We start from the raw sequence: 13,462 nt of genomic DNA, 5'->3' as shown, positions 1-13,462 counted from the left end.
GTCTCACCCCTCGCTCGTGCGCGTCAGCGGATGGCGCCAGTGGCGGTACCGCTCCGCCTCGTTGAACAGGGCCACGATGTCGGTCCTCCGCAGTCGTGAGAGCTGGTTGAAGCCGTCGGCGATCATGTCGTTCAACCGCATCGCGGGGTCGGTGAGCGGATCGCTCCACACCCAGCGCACCGTGATCAGCTCCCGGATCACCGAGGCGGTGGTGACCGCTTCCGGGAGCTCGTCCGGGGCGAGGCCGGCGAGCAGCTCCAGCGGTCCGCCGGCCGGCCCAAGGCGGTTGGGGGCGGCCGTGATGGTGTTGAACTCGCTGATCCACTGCGCCGCGGGCACCGCCGGGAAGCGCGCCACCAGATACCCGGTGACCTCGTCGATCCGCTCCGTCGCCAGCCGGTGGTACATCTCCTGGACCGTGCGCCCCTCGGACTTGAAGTGCTCGGCCAGCAGCTCGTGCACCGCGTCCCAGTCGTCCGGACGCGCGGCCAGCCGCCACAGCAACAGCCGCCGCGGCCAGGGGTGGAGGGCCGGGGTCACGGTGCCCGGGCTGTGCAGCAGCCAGCGGCCGCGGACCTCGCCGAACAGCGAGTCGCCCGTGCCCAGCAGCCGGGTGCCGACGGACAGATCGCGCGCCGCGGCACACTCCTCGAGCGCCGCACGCTGCGCGGGGTGGAAACCGTGCAGCAGATGGTCCAGGGCGGCTTCCGCCAGCGTCCGGGGGTCCTCGCCGTCCCGCGGCGTACGGTCCGGCAGGGTGCGCAGCCAGCGGTCCTGCTCGGCGCCGTCCTCGACGGGCACGGCGGAGTGCCGGAACAGCTCCAGGACCTGGCTGACCGCCCGGGGGAGCCCCGCGGTCAGCCGGTGGATGAAGGGCGCGAGCCGGGTGAACGGCGCGAGGTCGGGGTGGTGGCGCAGCTCCAGCTCGATCCGGATGCGCACCTCGTCCAGATTGAGGTCGCGCAGCCGCAGCGGATACCACCAGGTGTCATCGCTGTCCCGGCCCGGCCGGTACTCCCTCCAGTCCGTGAGGGAGGCCCGGTCCGGGCCGCGCAGCTGCCAGGGCCACTGATCGCCGGTGGCCGGGCCCCAGCGGGGCAGCCACCGGTTGGAACTCGCCACGACGGTGAGCGGATCGCAGTCGGCGCCCGCCACCACGGCGTCGTCATGGCGGGCCCGGATCAGCAGATCGAGGAAGCCGCGGCCGTACTCGGTATGGGAGTTGTCGAGCATCAGCAGATAGGAGCGGGGCATGAACGAGTGGCGCACATTGGAGCGCATGTCCTCCAGCAGGGCCGAGATCAGCACCCGGTCCAGCCGCTCCTGATCGTCCTCGTCCCCCTCGTGGCGCCACAGGTTGAGCTCGACCAGCGCCTCCCACGGATCGCGGCTCTGGAGCAGCGGATGGCCGCCGTACCAGGCGGCGCTGCCGGTGAACTTGCGGCCCGGCAGCCGTCTTCGGCCGCGCCGCAGCGCGTCCCGCAGCAGTGCGAGCGCCGCCGTGGAGGCGCCGTCGGGGGCGCCCACGGCGCCTCCGGCCACCTCGAAGAAGGCGGCGAGATAGTCCCCGTAGCGCGCCTCCGCCTGCTCCTGGAACGCGTCCAGCTCCCGGCGGATGTTGCGCCGCCCCTCCGCGAGGCTCGTCATCCGCAGCTGGTGGTCCGAGGCGAGCAGACCGAGCGTCAGCCGCGGGAAGTGCGAGCGGCGGTAGCGCGGCAGCTTGCGCTCCAGCTGGCGGGCGAGCAGCGCCAGCGCGTACCGCGCAGGCAGGGACTGCTCACCGCCGAGATTGACGTAGGCGAACGGCGTCTCGGGGCCGAACTTCTCCATCAGCGCGCCATGCGCGTCGCTCGCCCCGCTGCCGCGCGGCCCCAGCAGCATGATCACCGGCCGCTCGTCCGCGGGCTCCAGCCTGAGACACTCCCCGACCAGGCTGATGATCCCGCTGCGGCCTCTCAAGCCCACGCCCATTGCGGATTCCGTCACGTGCCCCCGTCCCCCCGTCGACCCCCCGTCAGGAACCGGGGGGTTGTTCACCCACGTTCACCCCTTCGATAGCAGGCCGTTCCCAACGTACCTCGGGTACGGCCGAAGCCGACATCCCCTTTCCCGGCCATGACGGCCCTTCCCGGCCCGCAATCTGATCCTCTTCCTGACCTTCACGACCGTCATCGGCACCCTGGTGGAGGTGCCGCCCGGTCAGCGGCGGAAGATCTCCAGCCGGGTGGGCGCCGCCCGCCCCGGCGCGGGCAGGCGGAGCCCGCGGACCCCCGGGGTGATCGACCCCAGCACGCTGGCATGGCGGGCGCCGGTGCAGCTCGGCGCCGTACCGGCCAGCCCATGGGCGGTCAGAAAGGCGAGTACGGCGAAGGCGTACGCCTCCTTCGCGGCCGCCGGAAGGCCGAGTTCATCGGAGGTCCGCAGCGCGACACCGCCCAGCGCCCGGCGCAACGCCCTCATCAGGGTGGGGTTGCGGGTGCCGCCGCCCGAGGCGATCACCTCGGTGGCGTGCACCGACCGCACCGCGTCGGTCACGGTACGGGCCGTCAGCTCGGTGACGGTGGCGACCACGTCGTCGTCCCGAACCGGACCCACGACGGCCAGGGCGGCCCGCAGATAGGACCCGTGGAACAGCTCCTTGCCGGTCGTCTTGGGCGCGGGCAGCGCATAGTACGGCTCGGCCAGAAGCCGCTCCAGCAGCGGCTCATGGACGGTGCCGCGCGCCGCCATGGCGCCGTCCGCGTCATGGTCCAGCCGCCCGCCCGTCAGATCGCCGACCGCCGCGTCGATGAGCGCGTTCGCCGGGCCGGTGTCGAAGGCCAGCGGATCGCCCGCGCTCGACACCACCGTGATGTTGGCGATACCGCCCAGGTTCAGGGCGGCGCACACCCCCGGCCGCCCGCCGAGCCACAGGGCGTCCACCAGGCTGACCAGGGGAGCGCCCTGGCCGCCCGCGGCCACATCGCGGGTCCGCAGATCGGAGACGACCGGGCAGCCGGTGGCCTCGGCGATCCAGGCGGGCTGGCCGAGCTGGAGCGTGCCGTGCACCTTTCCGCCCTCGGCCCAGTGGTACACCGTCTGGCCAGGAGAGCCGATGAGGTCCGCGCGGCCCTCGCACAGCTCCCGGTCGGCGCGGGCCGCGAGCGAGGCGAACGCCTGGCCGATACCGGTGTCGAGCGCGCACACCTCCTTCATGGTGGTGGCCGCCGGGGGCAGCGCGGCGCTCAGCGCCGACCGCAGCGCCTCCGGATACGCCTCGCTGACCAGCCCCAGCGGGGCCAGCACCACGGTGTCGCCGTCGAGCACCAGATCGGCCGCCGCGGCGTCCACCGCGTCATGGGACGTGCCCGACATCAGGCCGATCACCCGCATGGCGTCTCCTCCTCCCGTCCGGCATCCTTCCCCGGCCGCGCCGCGCCGGGCAGTGCGCCACGGTGGTACTCGCCGCGCAGGGTGAACAGCGCGACCACGCTGATGGCGCAGGTCACCATCACGTAGTAGGCCGGGATGTCGACCTCGCCGGTGTGCTCGATCACCTTGGTGATGATGAGCCCCGCGCAGCCGGAGAACACCGCGTTGGACAGCGCGTACGCAAGCCCGAGACCCGTGTACCGGACCCGGGTCGGGAACATCTCGGCGAGCATGGCCGGACCGGGCCCCGCCATCAGGCCCACCACCACGCCCGCGACGAAGACCGCCGCCCCTTGGACCCATGCCGAACTGTCCGGGTCCTGCAACACATTGAGCAGCGGGAAGGCCAGCACCACCACCAGCGCGGCCCCGGTCAGCATCACCGGGCGCCGCCCGATCCGGTCGCTGAGCAGGCCCGCCGGGAGGATGGACAGCGCGAAGCCCGCGTTGGCCACCACGGTGGCGACCAGCGCCTGCTGGAAGGTGGCGTTCAAGGTGGCCTGGAGATACGACGGCATGACGACCAGGAAGGTGTAACCGGCCGCCGCCCAGCCCATGATGCGTGCGGCCCCCATGACGATCGCCCCGGCCATCTCACGGGGATCCGCCACCCGCTCCGGTGGGGTGGTGGCCTCCCCGTCCGCCGCCGCGCGGAAGAACGGGGTCTCCTCCAGCCTCAGCCGCAGCCACAGCGCGACCAGCCCGATCGGCAGGGTCAGCAGGAACGGCAGCCGCCACCCCCAGTCGGCCAGCGACTCCTCGCTCATCACGGTGGCCAGCACCGCCGCCGCACCGGCCCCGGCCAGCAGCCCCAGCGCCACGGTGAACGACTGCCACGCCCCGTACAGCCCGCGCCGCCCCGGCGGCGCGAACTCCGTCATGATCGACACCGCACCGCCGAACTCCCCGCCCGCGGACAGCCCCTGGAGGATCCGCAACAGGGTGAGCAGCCAGGGGGCGGCCACGCCCAGCGTGTCGTACGTGGGCAGCGCTCCGATGAGCGTCGTGGCGCCGGTCATCAGCAGCAGCACCAGGATCAGCGTGGGCCGGCGGCCGATCCGGTCGCCGACCCGGCCGAAGACGGCGGCGCCGATGGGGCGGAAGAAGAACGCGATCCCGAAGGAGGCGTAGGTCTTGACCAGGCCCTCGAGCTCGCTGCCGCCCTGAGGGGTGAAGAAGTTCGCGGCGATGATCGTCGCGAAGAAGCCGTAGACACCGAACTCGTACCACTCGATGAAGTTGCCGACCGAACCGGCCACCAGCGCACGGCGCGGGCCCCGCCCGGCGGCACGTTCACCGGGATCCGCTGAGGACGTCATCACATCGGGGCCCTTTCAGCCGTGACCGCCAAGGGGATGTGATGTCCGTACCCGTCGGGGACGGCGGCTACCGGCGCGAGCGCGGCTCAAGTGGCGTACGAGGCCCCGGCGGGACGCGCCGAAGCCGTCCTTCAGGCGCAGTCGAGCATGCCTGCACGCGCGTGCCTACACGAACATGCCTGTCACGAGGGGCGTCCCCGCGTATCAGCCGCGTATCAGCCGCGCAGCATCGCGTTGCACTCCCGCTGGAGCGCGATGTCCTGCCACATCGGGTGCTGCGGCGCCGCGTTGGAGCACACCACCGCGCCCCACGCGCCCACCCGCACCGACTCCTCGATGGCGCGGCGGCAGAACGCGGCCCCCACCGGGCCCTCCTCGAAGGTGCCGTGCAGCGGGGTGTAGCCGATCCAGCCCTCGCCGAAGACCAGCGGAACCCCGTGGTCGACCGCCCAGTCAGCGGCCGCCTCGATCCAGGTGACCAGCCGCTGGTCCATCGCCAGCCGGTGCACGGCATAGCGGTCGTACAGCCAGGCGTCCCAGCGCTCGGGGTCGCACCAGTCGTGGACGTAGACCTCCCGGGGGCCGACCGTGGTGGCCTCCAGCCGCCACTGATCGCCGGGCGGAGGTGCCCAGTCCGCCAGATCGGGGGCGCCGGGGCGCAGCAGCTCCCGGCGGACCGACTCCTGGGGGAAGGGACGGGCCCGGTCGCGTATGGCGAAGGTGGCCAGAAGCTCGTCCAGCACCCCGTAGACGTACGGGTGGAAGACCGCCACATCCACCTCGCGGGGGACCCCGCGCAGCGAACCGACCGGAACCTTGGCGTAGTTGACCGTGACGGGCCGGTTGGGGTGGCGCTCCTTGAAGCGGGCGATGCCCCGCTCCAGCCGCGGCCGCAGGGCGACGACCTTGTCGTGACCCTCCAGCCCTTCGGCGAGCCGGCTGCCCTGCACCTCGTTGTGCAGCTCGGTGAAGGCGATCCGGTCGTCCAGACCGTGGATCACCAGGAAGTCGATCAGATCCGCCAGCGCGTCCGCGAGCGCCTCGGCGCGCCGCTCGGGATCGACGGCCATCAGCGCGTCGAACCAGGCGCGGTCCTCGCCGAACGACGGGCTCTGCTGGTACTCCCAGCTGGAGAGGATGACGAAGCAGTCATGGCGCAGGGCCGCCTCGAACAGCTCGCGCAGCCAGGCCCGTCCGTCGATCTCGCCCCCGCCGCCCACGTCGTACCAGCGCATCCGCTGCCCGTACGCGCCGCCCAGCGCCGACGGCCGCAGCTTGGTCGTGTCGAGCCGGGAGCCGAAGAGCAGGAACGGCATGGCGCAGACGCGCACCGTGTTGTAGCCGCGCGCCACGGCCTCCTCGAAGGCGCGGTCGAGATCGGCGAAGGGCTCACCCGGGCCGGTGCGGGTGTACCAGCTGAAGTCCCACAGCGAGATGGTCAGGTTGTCCGGCAGATGCGGCGACAGCGTCACAGGGGGCTCCCCGCGGTCGGCGGCTCGGCATGAGAGATCGGTTCATCGTCGGGGGGTGCCCATGGGCTGTCAAGATGTATTCATAAATAATGGCCAGTGCTGGGGTCAGGCGATCCAGCCGTAGCCGGGCCGCGGTCTGCGGGAGGCCGGGGGCGCGCCCGCGCTCTCCAGGTCCCGCTCGGCGGCCCGCACAAGCTGTTGCCCCAGATCGCTGAGCGCCCGCCCGGCCGCGAGCTCGTCGCCGATCACGGGCACGTCATCGTCGTCCGGGTTGCACCTGGCCAGTCCCCGGCCGGTGAGCGCCGTGGACCCGGTGTCCAGCTCCACGCGCGCCGTGGTCCTCCCCTCGTCCTCGGAGAGACGGAGGTGGACCTTCCACTCCACTGTGTGCGACATGGTCTGCTCCTCAAGCTATCGGCGGCCGCTTCGGGCGGCTGCCGGTGACGGTCGCCTCTGACGGCCGCTTCTGACGGCCGCGGACCCCGCGGCGGCGGCCGGAGCCCCGCTCAGCGGCGGTTCCTGCCGGACCACGCGGGTTCCACCACCTTCCACTCTGCCTCCCATCGTGCGTACCGCCCGCGGTCCAGCGCCCGCCGGACCCGGGCCCGGCCGGTGAGCGCGACCGCGGCCACCGCGGCGGCGGTGAGACAGCCGGTGAACCAGCCCATGGTCCGCGCGGTCGACGGGGAGGAGGGCGGCTGCGCCAGGGCGCCCTCGTGGTTCACCCAGACCCGCACCTCGTCCCCCGAATCGCCGCCGTCAGCCAGTGTGGCGGTGCCCGTATGGCGCTCACCGTCATCGGCGACCCAGCGCACCCTCGCCTGCCGCGGCTCCCGCACATCGCTGTGGCCCGGCCCGGGTGCGGCCTCGGCGAGCCGGGCGGTGATCTGGTGCCGCGCGGAGGTCTCGGCGGCCACGACGCGCATCTGGGAGGCGTGCGCCGCGTACCCCGCGCTGATCGCGGCGGCCGGCAGCCCGACCGCGAGGATCAGCACGAACAGCACGGTGCACCAGGTCTGGATCCGGTCCGTCCGGCGGCGCAGTGGGTTGGGCCCGCCGGCCGGACGCCTGCGCAGGGGCGGACGCGGTCCGAAGACGCGTCGCGGTCCGTGGGTGTTCATGGTCTGGGCCTCCAGCGAGTGCTGAGTGCTGATACCGGCGCGCCGTCGCGCCGGTATCGGGGTCAGATGCGCGGGGGAAATCAGGGGATCGGTGAGGTCAGGGGATCGGATCGCAAGCGCCGTCGAGCCAGGTCTGCCAGGCGGCGGCGCGCAGCGCCGGGCCCGCCCGCAGCGGGCGGCCCAGCCACGCGGCCACCGGACGGATCCCGTGCACCGCGTTGACCAGCCACACCTCACGGCCGTCCAGCTCCCGCACGGCACGGCGGCGGTGCTCGGTGCGGACGCCCAGCTCGGCGGCCCGGTCCTGGATCAGGGCCGAGGTCACGCCCGTCAGCAGCGGAAGCTCCCGCGGCGGCAGGCACTGAACGTCGTCCTCCCACCACAGAACGCTCGCCCCCGTCCCCTCCAGCACCGTCCCGGAAGGGGTGGTGAGCAACAGCTCCTGTGCGCCGCGGGCGGCGGCCCGCTCGCGCAGATGTGCCAGCAGACAGAGGTCGGGGCCCTCGCGGCGGGGATGCGACCGCGGGTCGAACTCCTCGGTCAGGCATACGGTCACCTTGACCGTGCGCGGCGGAGCGGGCCGTATCCGCAGGAACAGCCGGGCCGGTTCCGGACCGGCCAGCTCGACCCGGGGGAACCAGCGCTCGGTACGGGGCAGGGCGGCGATCGCGTCGCGCCAGAAGCTCTCGATCCGGGCGGGGGAGTCGCCGCTCGCCTCGACGCACGCGGCGACGAACCGGCGGCGGTGGTGGTCAAGCCCGCGCACCCGCCCGTCGTCGATCAGCCAGGAGTCGGCGGCCAGCAGCGCGCTGTCCGGCACCGCCCGGGAGGGCATCAGCCCGCCGTCCTCGCGCCACATCAGCGTCCACTGCTTCTGGTCCGACGCGTCGGCGTGACCGACGTTCTGTGCAGCGATCATGTCCGCTTCCACGTCTCCGTCCCGGTGTTTCCGAAGGTTCCGCCGTCCGATGCCGTGCTCCCCCGGTGTTCCCCGCCGGTGGGCCTCCGTCGTTTCGCCCTGACCGTCCGACCGGGTTCCTAAGCAGATCGGCGGAAGTCGGCTGCGGTTCGGTGGCGCCCCGAAGGGGCGCGGGGAACTGCGCGACCAGCCACGACGGCGCCGCGGACGATCGACGGCAGGTCAGGGTACTTCCAGCGGAGCGCTTAGCCGCGCCCGCTGGAATGCCGGTCAAACGGCCGCGCGCCGGACCGCCCCGGCGGTCTCGCCGCTGTCGCGGACCGCGCTGTGGCGGGCGGAGGCGTACCCGGTCACCGCCGCGGGTACCCGCGAGGGCTCGGAGCATGCCGCCGACACCGCCTCGGCCGCCGCGACGGCGTCCGCGATCCCGCTGTTCATCCCCCGGGCCCCGAAGGTGCGGCGGGTGGCGCCGCGGCGGCGGCCATGAGCAGATCGTCGAGCTCTCCGGCGGGCGCGGGCTCCACGGCCTCGTAGGCACGCATGGTGGCGGCTGTCTTCAGCAGCATCTCCTCGTACTCATCGGCCGGATCGGAGTCGAGCACGATGGCGCCGCCCGCGCCGATGTGCATCCGGCCGCCGGTGAACACGGCCGTGCGGATGACGATGTTGAGGTCCGCCGCGCCGTTGCAGCTGAGGTAGCCGAGCGCCCCGGAATAGACACCGCGGGCCTCGGTCTCCAGCGAGTCGATGATCTCCAGCGTGCGCGGCTTGGGGGCGCCGGTCATGGAGCCGCCCGGGAAGCAGGCCCGGACGCAGTCGACGGGGGTCGACTCCGGGCGCAGCCGGCCGCGCACGGTGGACACCAGCTGGTGGACGGTGGCGTAGGTCTCGGTGTTCATCAGGTGCGGCACATACACGCTGCCCGGTGCGCACACCCGCCCCAGGTCGTTGCGGAGCAGGTCCACGATCATCAGGTTCTCGGCGCGGGCCTTGGGGCTGGAGGCGAGGGCCGCGAGCGCCCGCGCATCCGTCTCCGGGTCCCGGCCGCGCGCGGCGGTGCCCTTGATCGGCTTGGCCTCGGCGGCGCCGTCGGGGGTGATGCGCAGAAAGCGCTCGGGGGAGGCGCAGGCCACATCGGTGCCGTCGAACCGCAGATAGGCGGCGTACGGTGCGGGGTTGAACCGCCGCAGGGCCCGGTAGAAGGCGTAGCTGTCGCCGGGGGCGGGCAGCCAGGCGGAGTTGGTCAGGCAGATCTCATAGCTGACCCCGGCGCGCAGCTCCCGCAGACACGCCTCGATCGAGGCCAGGTACCGCTCCCGGTCCCGCGTCAGCCAGGGCTCCACGGCGGCCGTGGTGGCGAGCGCGGGCGGCGGCGGGGTGGGCCCGGTGACCGTCGGCACCCCGCTGAGCACGGTCACCGTGGTGTCCAGCCAGTCCTTCGCCGACCGGTGGCCGTCGGGGGTGTCCTCGGCGAGGCAGCAGATGTAGGTGACGCCCTCCTGGTGGTCGACCGCGACGAAGCGATCGGCGAAGAGCCAGCAGGCGTCCGGGGTGGTGGCCCGGTGGCGGTTGGGGGAGCCGCAGTCGGCCTTGAGTTCGTAGCCGAAGTAGCCCACATAGCCGCCGGTGAAGTCGAAGGGGAGGCCGGGGGCGTTCACCCGGCGGCGGGTCAGCTCCCGTTCGAGGTAGTCGAAGACGCCGCCCTCGACACGGAGGGCCGGTCGTCCCGGCCGCTCGACCTCGCAGACGCCGGTGTCGGTGTCGTAGCGGACGAACTCGGCGAGCGGGCCCGTGCCGTCCCCGAGGAAGGAGAAGCGCGCCTCGCCGGACTCGGTGCGCGAGCTGTCGAGCCAGAACGCGTGTGGCGCCTTCGCGTACAGCCGGGTGAAGGCCGCCTCGGTGTCGGTGGCGTCGGCCAGCCATCGGGCGTGCAGCCGGTAGACGGGGCCGTCCGGGGGCGTCGGCGCCGGGACGCCGTCCTCGGGGGAGAGCCGCGCCGGTGCGGCTCGGGGGTCCGCTTCCGGGGCGCGAGGGGAAACCACCTCCGCGGTCGGCCGGGGCGCCGTACGGCGGGCGCGGCACGGCTCCTCGGCGGGCGGGGCCACGGTGGCGGCGGGCGGGGCCACGGTGGAGGTCACCGACTCGCCGTTGGCGTGCTCGATGGTCAGATCGCGGAAGTTGCCGAGCATGCGGTGGCCGTATCCGGTCAGCACCGACTCCGGATGGAACTGGACGCCCCACAGCGGACGGGCCCGGTGCCGCAGCCCCATCAGCACCCCGTCCTCGGACCAGGCGATGCCCTGGAGCCCCAGCGGCAGCGGCTCGGCCACGCACAGCGAGTGATAGCGCACGGCCGTGAAGTCCTGCGGAAGACCACGGAACAGCCCGCGCCCGCCGTGTTTGATCCGGGACAGATGCCCGTGCCTGGCCTCGGGCGCGGCCACCACCCGCGCCTGGGCGCCGAGCGCGATCCCCTGGTGCCCCAGGCACACCCCCAGCACCGGAATATGCGATCGCTCGATCAGCCGGGCGGTGGCGCCGAAGTCCCGTGGATCGGCCGGATGCCCGGGGCCGGGGGAGAGCACGATGTTGTCGAACGCGGAGAGATCGATGTCCGCGCATTCCGGCGCGTCATGGAGAAGCACCTCCGGTTCCTCGCCGTTGACCTCGGTCAGCAGATGAAAGAGGTTGTACGTATACGAGTCGTGATGATCGACGAGGAGTGTCCTCAGCGATTCCATCCGGATTTGCCTCCTTGCGATGAGAAAACCCGACCGGATATCACCCGCCCGGGTCGTCGGGGCGCGACGTCGCGCCCACCTATCGGCGAGCGCGCGGGCCGTCGGTTGCCTCGAACCGGATCCCATCACCCCGCCTCCGACGGCAAGATGACAGGAAGTGTTCCACACCGTGCGATCCGGAACCGTGGAATGCTCATCAACGTACATAAAAACCCGGAAAGGCGGCCGTGACCTGGGCGTTATCTATGGTTGGAAGTTCTGGCGGGCCGCGAGGAGGGTGCCGAAAAAGAATCTCGGAGCGGGATTGAACATGATGAAGCGCCGGGCCGTATAAAACGTAATGGCCCGGCGCTCCTCGTCGCTTTCGGTCAGCCGAGCACCTTCTCGAGCGCCGCCAGCGCCCCCTCCAGCTCCTCACGGGTGATGGTCAGCGGCGGTGCCAGCCGGATCGTCGAACCATGAGTGTCCTTGACCAGGATCCCCTCGGCCATCAGCCGCTCGCTCACCTCGCGGCCGGTGCCGAGCGCGGGGTCCACATCGACGCCCGCCCACAGCCCTCGGCAGCGGTAGCCCAGGACGCCCTTGCCGGTCAGCGCGGCCAGCCCGTCCCTCAGCACCTCGCCCAGCTCCGCCGCCCGGCGCTGGAATTCGCCGGTGCGCAGCAGGTCCACCACGGCCGAGCCGACCGCGGCGGCCAGCGGATTGCCGCCGAAGGTGGAGCCGTGCTCACCGGGGCGCAGCACCCCGAGCACCGCCCGGTCGGCCACCACCGCGGACACCGGCACGATGCCGCCGCCCAGCGCCTTGCCGAGCAGCAGCACATCCGGCATCACCGACTCGTGCTCGACGGCCAGGGTGGTGCCGGTGCGGCCCAGACCGGACTGGATCTCATCGGCGATGAACAGCGTCCCGGTGCGCCGGGTCAGCTCGCGCACCCCTCGCAGATAGCCGTCATCGGGGATGATGACGCCCGCCTCGCCCTGGATGGGCTCGATGAGGACCGCCGCCGTGGTCTCGTCGACGGCGGCCTCCAGGGCCGCGAGGTCGTTGTACGGCACGATGCGGAAGCCCGGGGCGAAGGGGCCGAAGCCATCGCGGGCGACGGGGTCGCTGGAGAAGCCGACGATCGTCGTCGTACGGCCGTGGAAGTTGTCCGCCGCCACCACGATGGTGGCCTGGTCGGCGGCGACGCCCTTCACCTCGTACGCCCACTTGCGGGCGACCTTGATGCCGCTCTCCACGGCCTCCGCGCCGGTGTTCATCGGCAGCACCATGGACAGCCCGGTGAGCTCCGCCAGCCCCTCGGCGAACCCGGCCAGCCGGTCGTTGTGGAAGGCCCGTGAGGTCAGCGTGAGCTGGTCGAGCTGGCGGTGGGCGGCCTCGATCAGCGCGGGGTGGCGGTGGCCGAAGTTCAGGGCCGAGTAGCCGGCCAGCATGTCCAGATAGCGGCGTCCCTCGACGTCCCACACCCAGGTGCCCTCGGCGCGGGCGACGACCACGGGCAGCGGGTGGTAGTTGTGCGCGAGCGAGGACTCCTCGGCGTGGATGAGTTCCCGCGACGAGCGGGCGCCGTCGGCCGCGGCGGTCCCGGAGGCGATGGGGGTGGTGGCGGTCATCAGCGGATCTCCTGTGTGCAGCACTTGATGCCCCCGCCGGCCTTGTGCAGTTCCGACAGGTCGACGGGGACGGGGACGTAACCGCGGTCGGTGAGCTGGCCGATCAGCCCGGTGGCCCGGGGGGCGACGAAGACGTGGCGGCCGTCGGAGACCGAGTTGAGCCCGAAGGCCATGGCGTCGTCGCGGGTGGCGATCAGCGCGTCGGGGAAGAGCCGCCCGAGCACCTCACGGCTGCCGGGGGAGAACGCCTCCGGGTAGTAGGCGATGTTCTGGTCGTCGAGGACGAACAGCGCGGTGTCCAGGTGGTAGAAGTACGGGTCCACCAGCAGCAGGCTGACGGTGGGCACTCCGAAGAACTCCTGCACCTCCTGGTGGGCCGCCCGGGTGGTGCGGAAGCCGGTGCCCGCCAGGACGAAGGGCCCGGCCGGCACCAGGTCGCCCTCGCCCTCGCACACCGACTCCGGCGGATGGACGTCGAAACCGGCCGCCTTGAACCACCGCTCGTAGGCGAGCTGCTCCGGCCGGCGCTGGGGTGCGTGGAACCGTGAGCCGAAGACCCGGCCCTCCAGGACGAGGGCCGAGTTCGCCGCGAACACCATGTCCGGCAGGCCCGGCACCGGCTCGATGTATTCGACCCGGTGGCCGTGGTCGCGGTAGGCGCGGATCAGCGTCTCCCATTGCGCCTGGGCGAGGTCGGTGTCGACCTCGGTGTCCTCACGCATCCAGGGATTGATGGCGTACCGCACATCGAAATATCTGGGGGCACAGGTCAGGAAGCGCCGGGGGCGCGGCACACGCGTCAGGGGCACGGAGATTATTCCTCTCGCTTCCGCGGGCGACCGGGGGGATGAATCAACGGTAGA

Annotated in this window: 11 protein-coding genes; all 11 read right to left on the bottom strand. The window is 72.4% G+C overall.

Annotated elements, in window-relative coordinates; translation table 11 throughout:
• Positions 1-3 precede the first annotated feature (3 nt).
• A complete protein-coding gene (locus NQU54_RS01525; RefSeq protein ID WP_257629387.1) occupies positions 4-1,986 on the bottom strand; it encodes a hypothetical protein in 1,983 nt (660 codons plus the stop codon).
• Positions 1,987-2,199: 213 nt separating this feature from the next.
• A complete protein-coding gene (locus NQU54_RS01520; RefSeq protein WP_257629386.1) occupies positions 2,200-3,372 on the bottom strand; it encodes an anhydro-N-acetylmuramic acid kinase in 1,173 nt (390 codons plus the stop codon).
• A complete protein-coding gene (locus tag NQU54_RS01515; RefSeq protein WP_257629385.1) occupies positions 3,363-4,730 on the bottom strand; it encodes an MFS transporter in 1,368 nt (455 codons plus the stop codon). The genes NQU54_RS01520 and NQU54_RS01515 overlap by 10 nt, the downstream gene beginning before the upstream one ends.
• A gap of 215 nt (positions 4,731-4,945) precedes the next feature.
• Entirely contained in the window at positions 4,946-6,202 is a 1,257-nt protein-coding gene (locus NQU54_RS01510; RefSeq protein ID WP_079260030.1) for a cellulase-like family protein, read from the bottom strand.
• Between the two features lie 105 nt (positions 6,203-6,307).
• Positions 6,308-6,598, bottom strand: a complete 291-nt coding sequence (locus NQU54_RS01505) for a DUF1876 domain-containing protein (protein WP_069860532.1) — start codon at positions 6,596-6,598, stop codon at positions 6,308-6,310.
• Positions 6,599-6,708: 110 nt separating this feature from the next.
• Positions 6,709-7,323, bottom strand: a complete 615-nt coding sequence (locus NQU54_RS01500) for an Rv1733c family protein (protein ID WP_257629384.1) — start codon at positions 7,321-7,323, stop codon at positions 6,709-6,711.
• A 97-nt stretch (positions 7,324-7,420) separates the two neighbouring features.
• Positions 7,421-8,242 carry an aminotransferase class IV gene (locus tag NQU54_RS01495; RefSeq protein ID WP_257629383.1) on the bottom strand — a complete coding sequence of 274 codons (822 nt, stop codon included), beginning with the start codon at positions 8,240-8,242 and terminating at the stop codon, positions 7,421-7,423.
• Positions 8,243-8,512: 270 nt separating this feature from the next.
• A complete protein-coding gene (locus NQU54_RS01490) occupies positions 8,513-8,680 on the bottom strand; it encodes a hypothetical protein (protein ID WP_306278268.1) in 168 nt (55 codons plus the stop codon).
• Positions 8,677-10,983 (bottom strand): aminodeoxychorismate synthase component I, encoded by a 2,307-nt coding sequence (gene pabB / locus NQU54_RS01485; RefSeq protein WP_257629382.1) that lies wholly within the window; start codon positions 10,981-10,983, stop codon positions 8,677-8,679. The genes NQU54_RS01490 and pabB overlap by 4 nt, the downstream gene beginning before the upstream one ends.
• A gap of 368 nt (positions 10,984-11,351) precedes the next feature.
• The gene (rocD, locus tag NQU54_RS01480) at positions 11,352-12,599 is read right to left on the bottom strand and encodes an ornithine--oxo-acid transaminase (protein ID WP_257629381.1); all 1,248 of its coding nucleotides are present in this window, start codon (positions 12,597-12,599) and stop codon (positions 11,352-11,354) included.
• Entirely contained in the window at positions 12,599-13,408 is an 810-nt protein-coding gene (gene ddaH, locus NQU54_RS01475) for a dimethylargininase (protein ID WP_257629380.1), read from the bottom strand. Before ddaH ends, rocD begins: the two co-directional genes overlap by 1 nt.
• Positions 13,409-13,462 lie beyond the last annotated feature (54 nt).

The sequence above is a fragment of the Streptomyces malaysiensis subsp. samsunensis genome (genome assembly GCF_024519315.1).
In the GTDB taxonomy this organism is placed as follows: domain Bacteria; phylum Actinomycetota; class Actinomycetes; order Streptomycetales; family Streptomycetaceae; genus Streptomyces; species Streptomyces malaysiensis.
The sequence above is the reverse complement of the archived record's forward strand: the minus strand, read 5'-3'. Positions and strand labels throughout refer to the sequence as shown.

Coding starts and splice junctions, on each gene's coding strand:
- NQU54_RS01520 (WP_257629386.1), bottom strand. CDS start 3,372: ATGCGGGTGATCGGCCTGATGTCGGGCACGTCCCATGACGCGGTGGAC.
- NQU54_RS01515 (WP_257629385.1), bottom strand. CDS start 4,730: ATGACGTCCTCAGCGGATCCCGGTGAACGTGCCGCCGGGCGGGGCCCG.
- NQU54_RS01505 (WP_069860532.1), bottom strand. CDS start 6,598: ATGTCGCACACAGTGGAGTGGAAGGTCCACCTCCGTCTCTCCGAGGAC.
- NQU54_RS01500 (WP_257629384.1), bottom strand. CDS start 7,323: ATGAACACCCACGGACCGCGACGCGTCTTCGGACCGCGTCCGCCCCTG.
- NQU54_RS01495 (WP_257629383.1), bottom strand. CDS start 8,242: ATGATCGCTGCACAGAACGTCGGTCACGCCGACGCGTCGGACCAGAAG.
- NQU54_RS01490 (WP_306278268.1), bottom strand. CDS start 8,680: ATGAACAGCGGGATCGCGGACGCCGTCGCGGCGGCCGAGGCGGTGTCG.
- pabB (WP_257629382.1), bottom strand. CDS start 10,983: ATGGAATCGCTGAGGACACTCCTCGTCGATCATCACGACTCGTATACG.
- rocD (WP_257629381.1), bottom strand. CDS start 12,599: ATGACCGCCACCACCCCCATCGCCTCCGGGACCGCCGCGGCCGACGGC.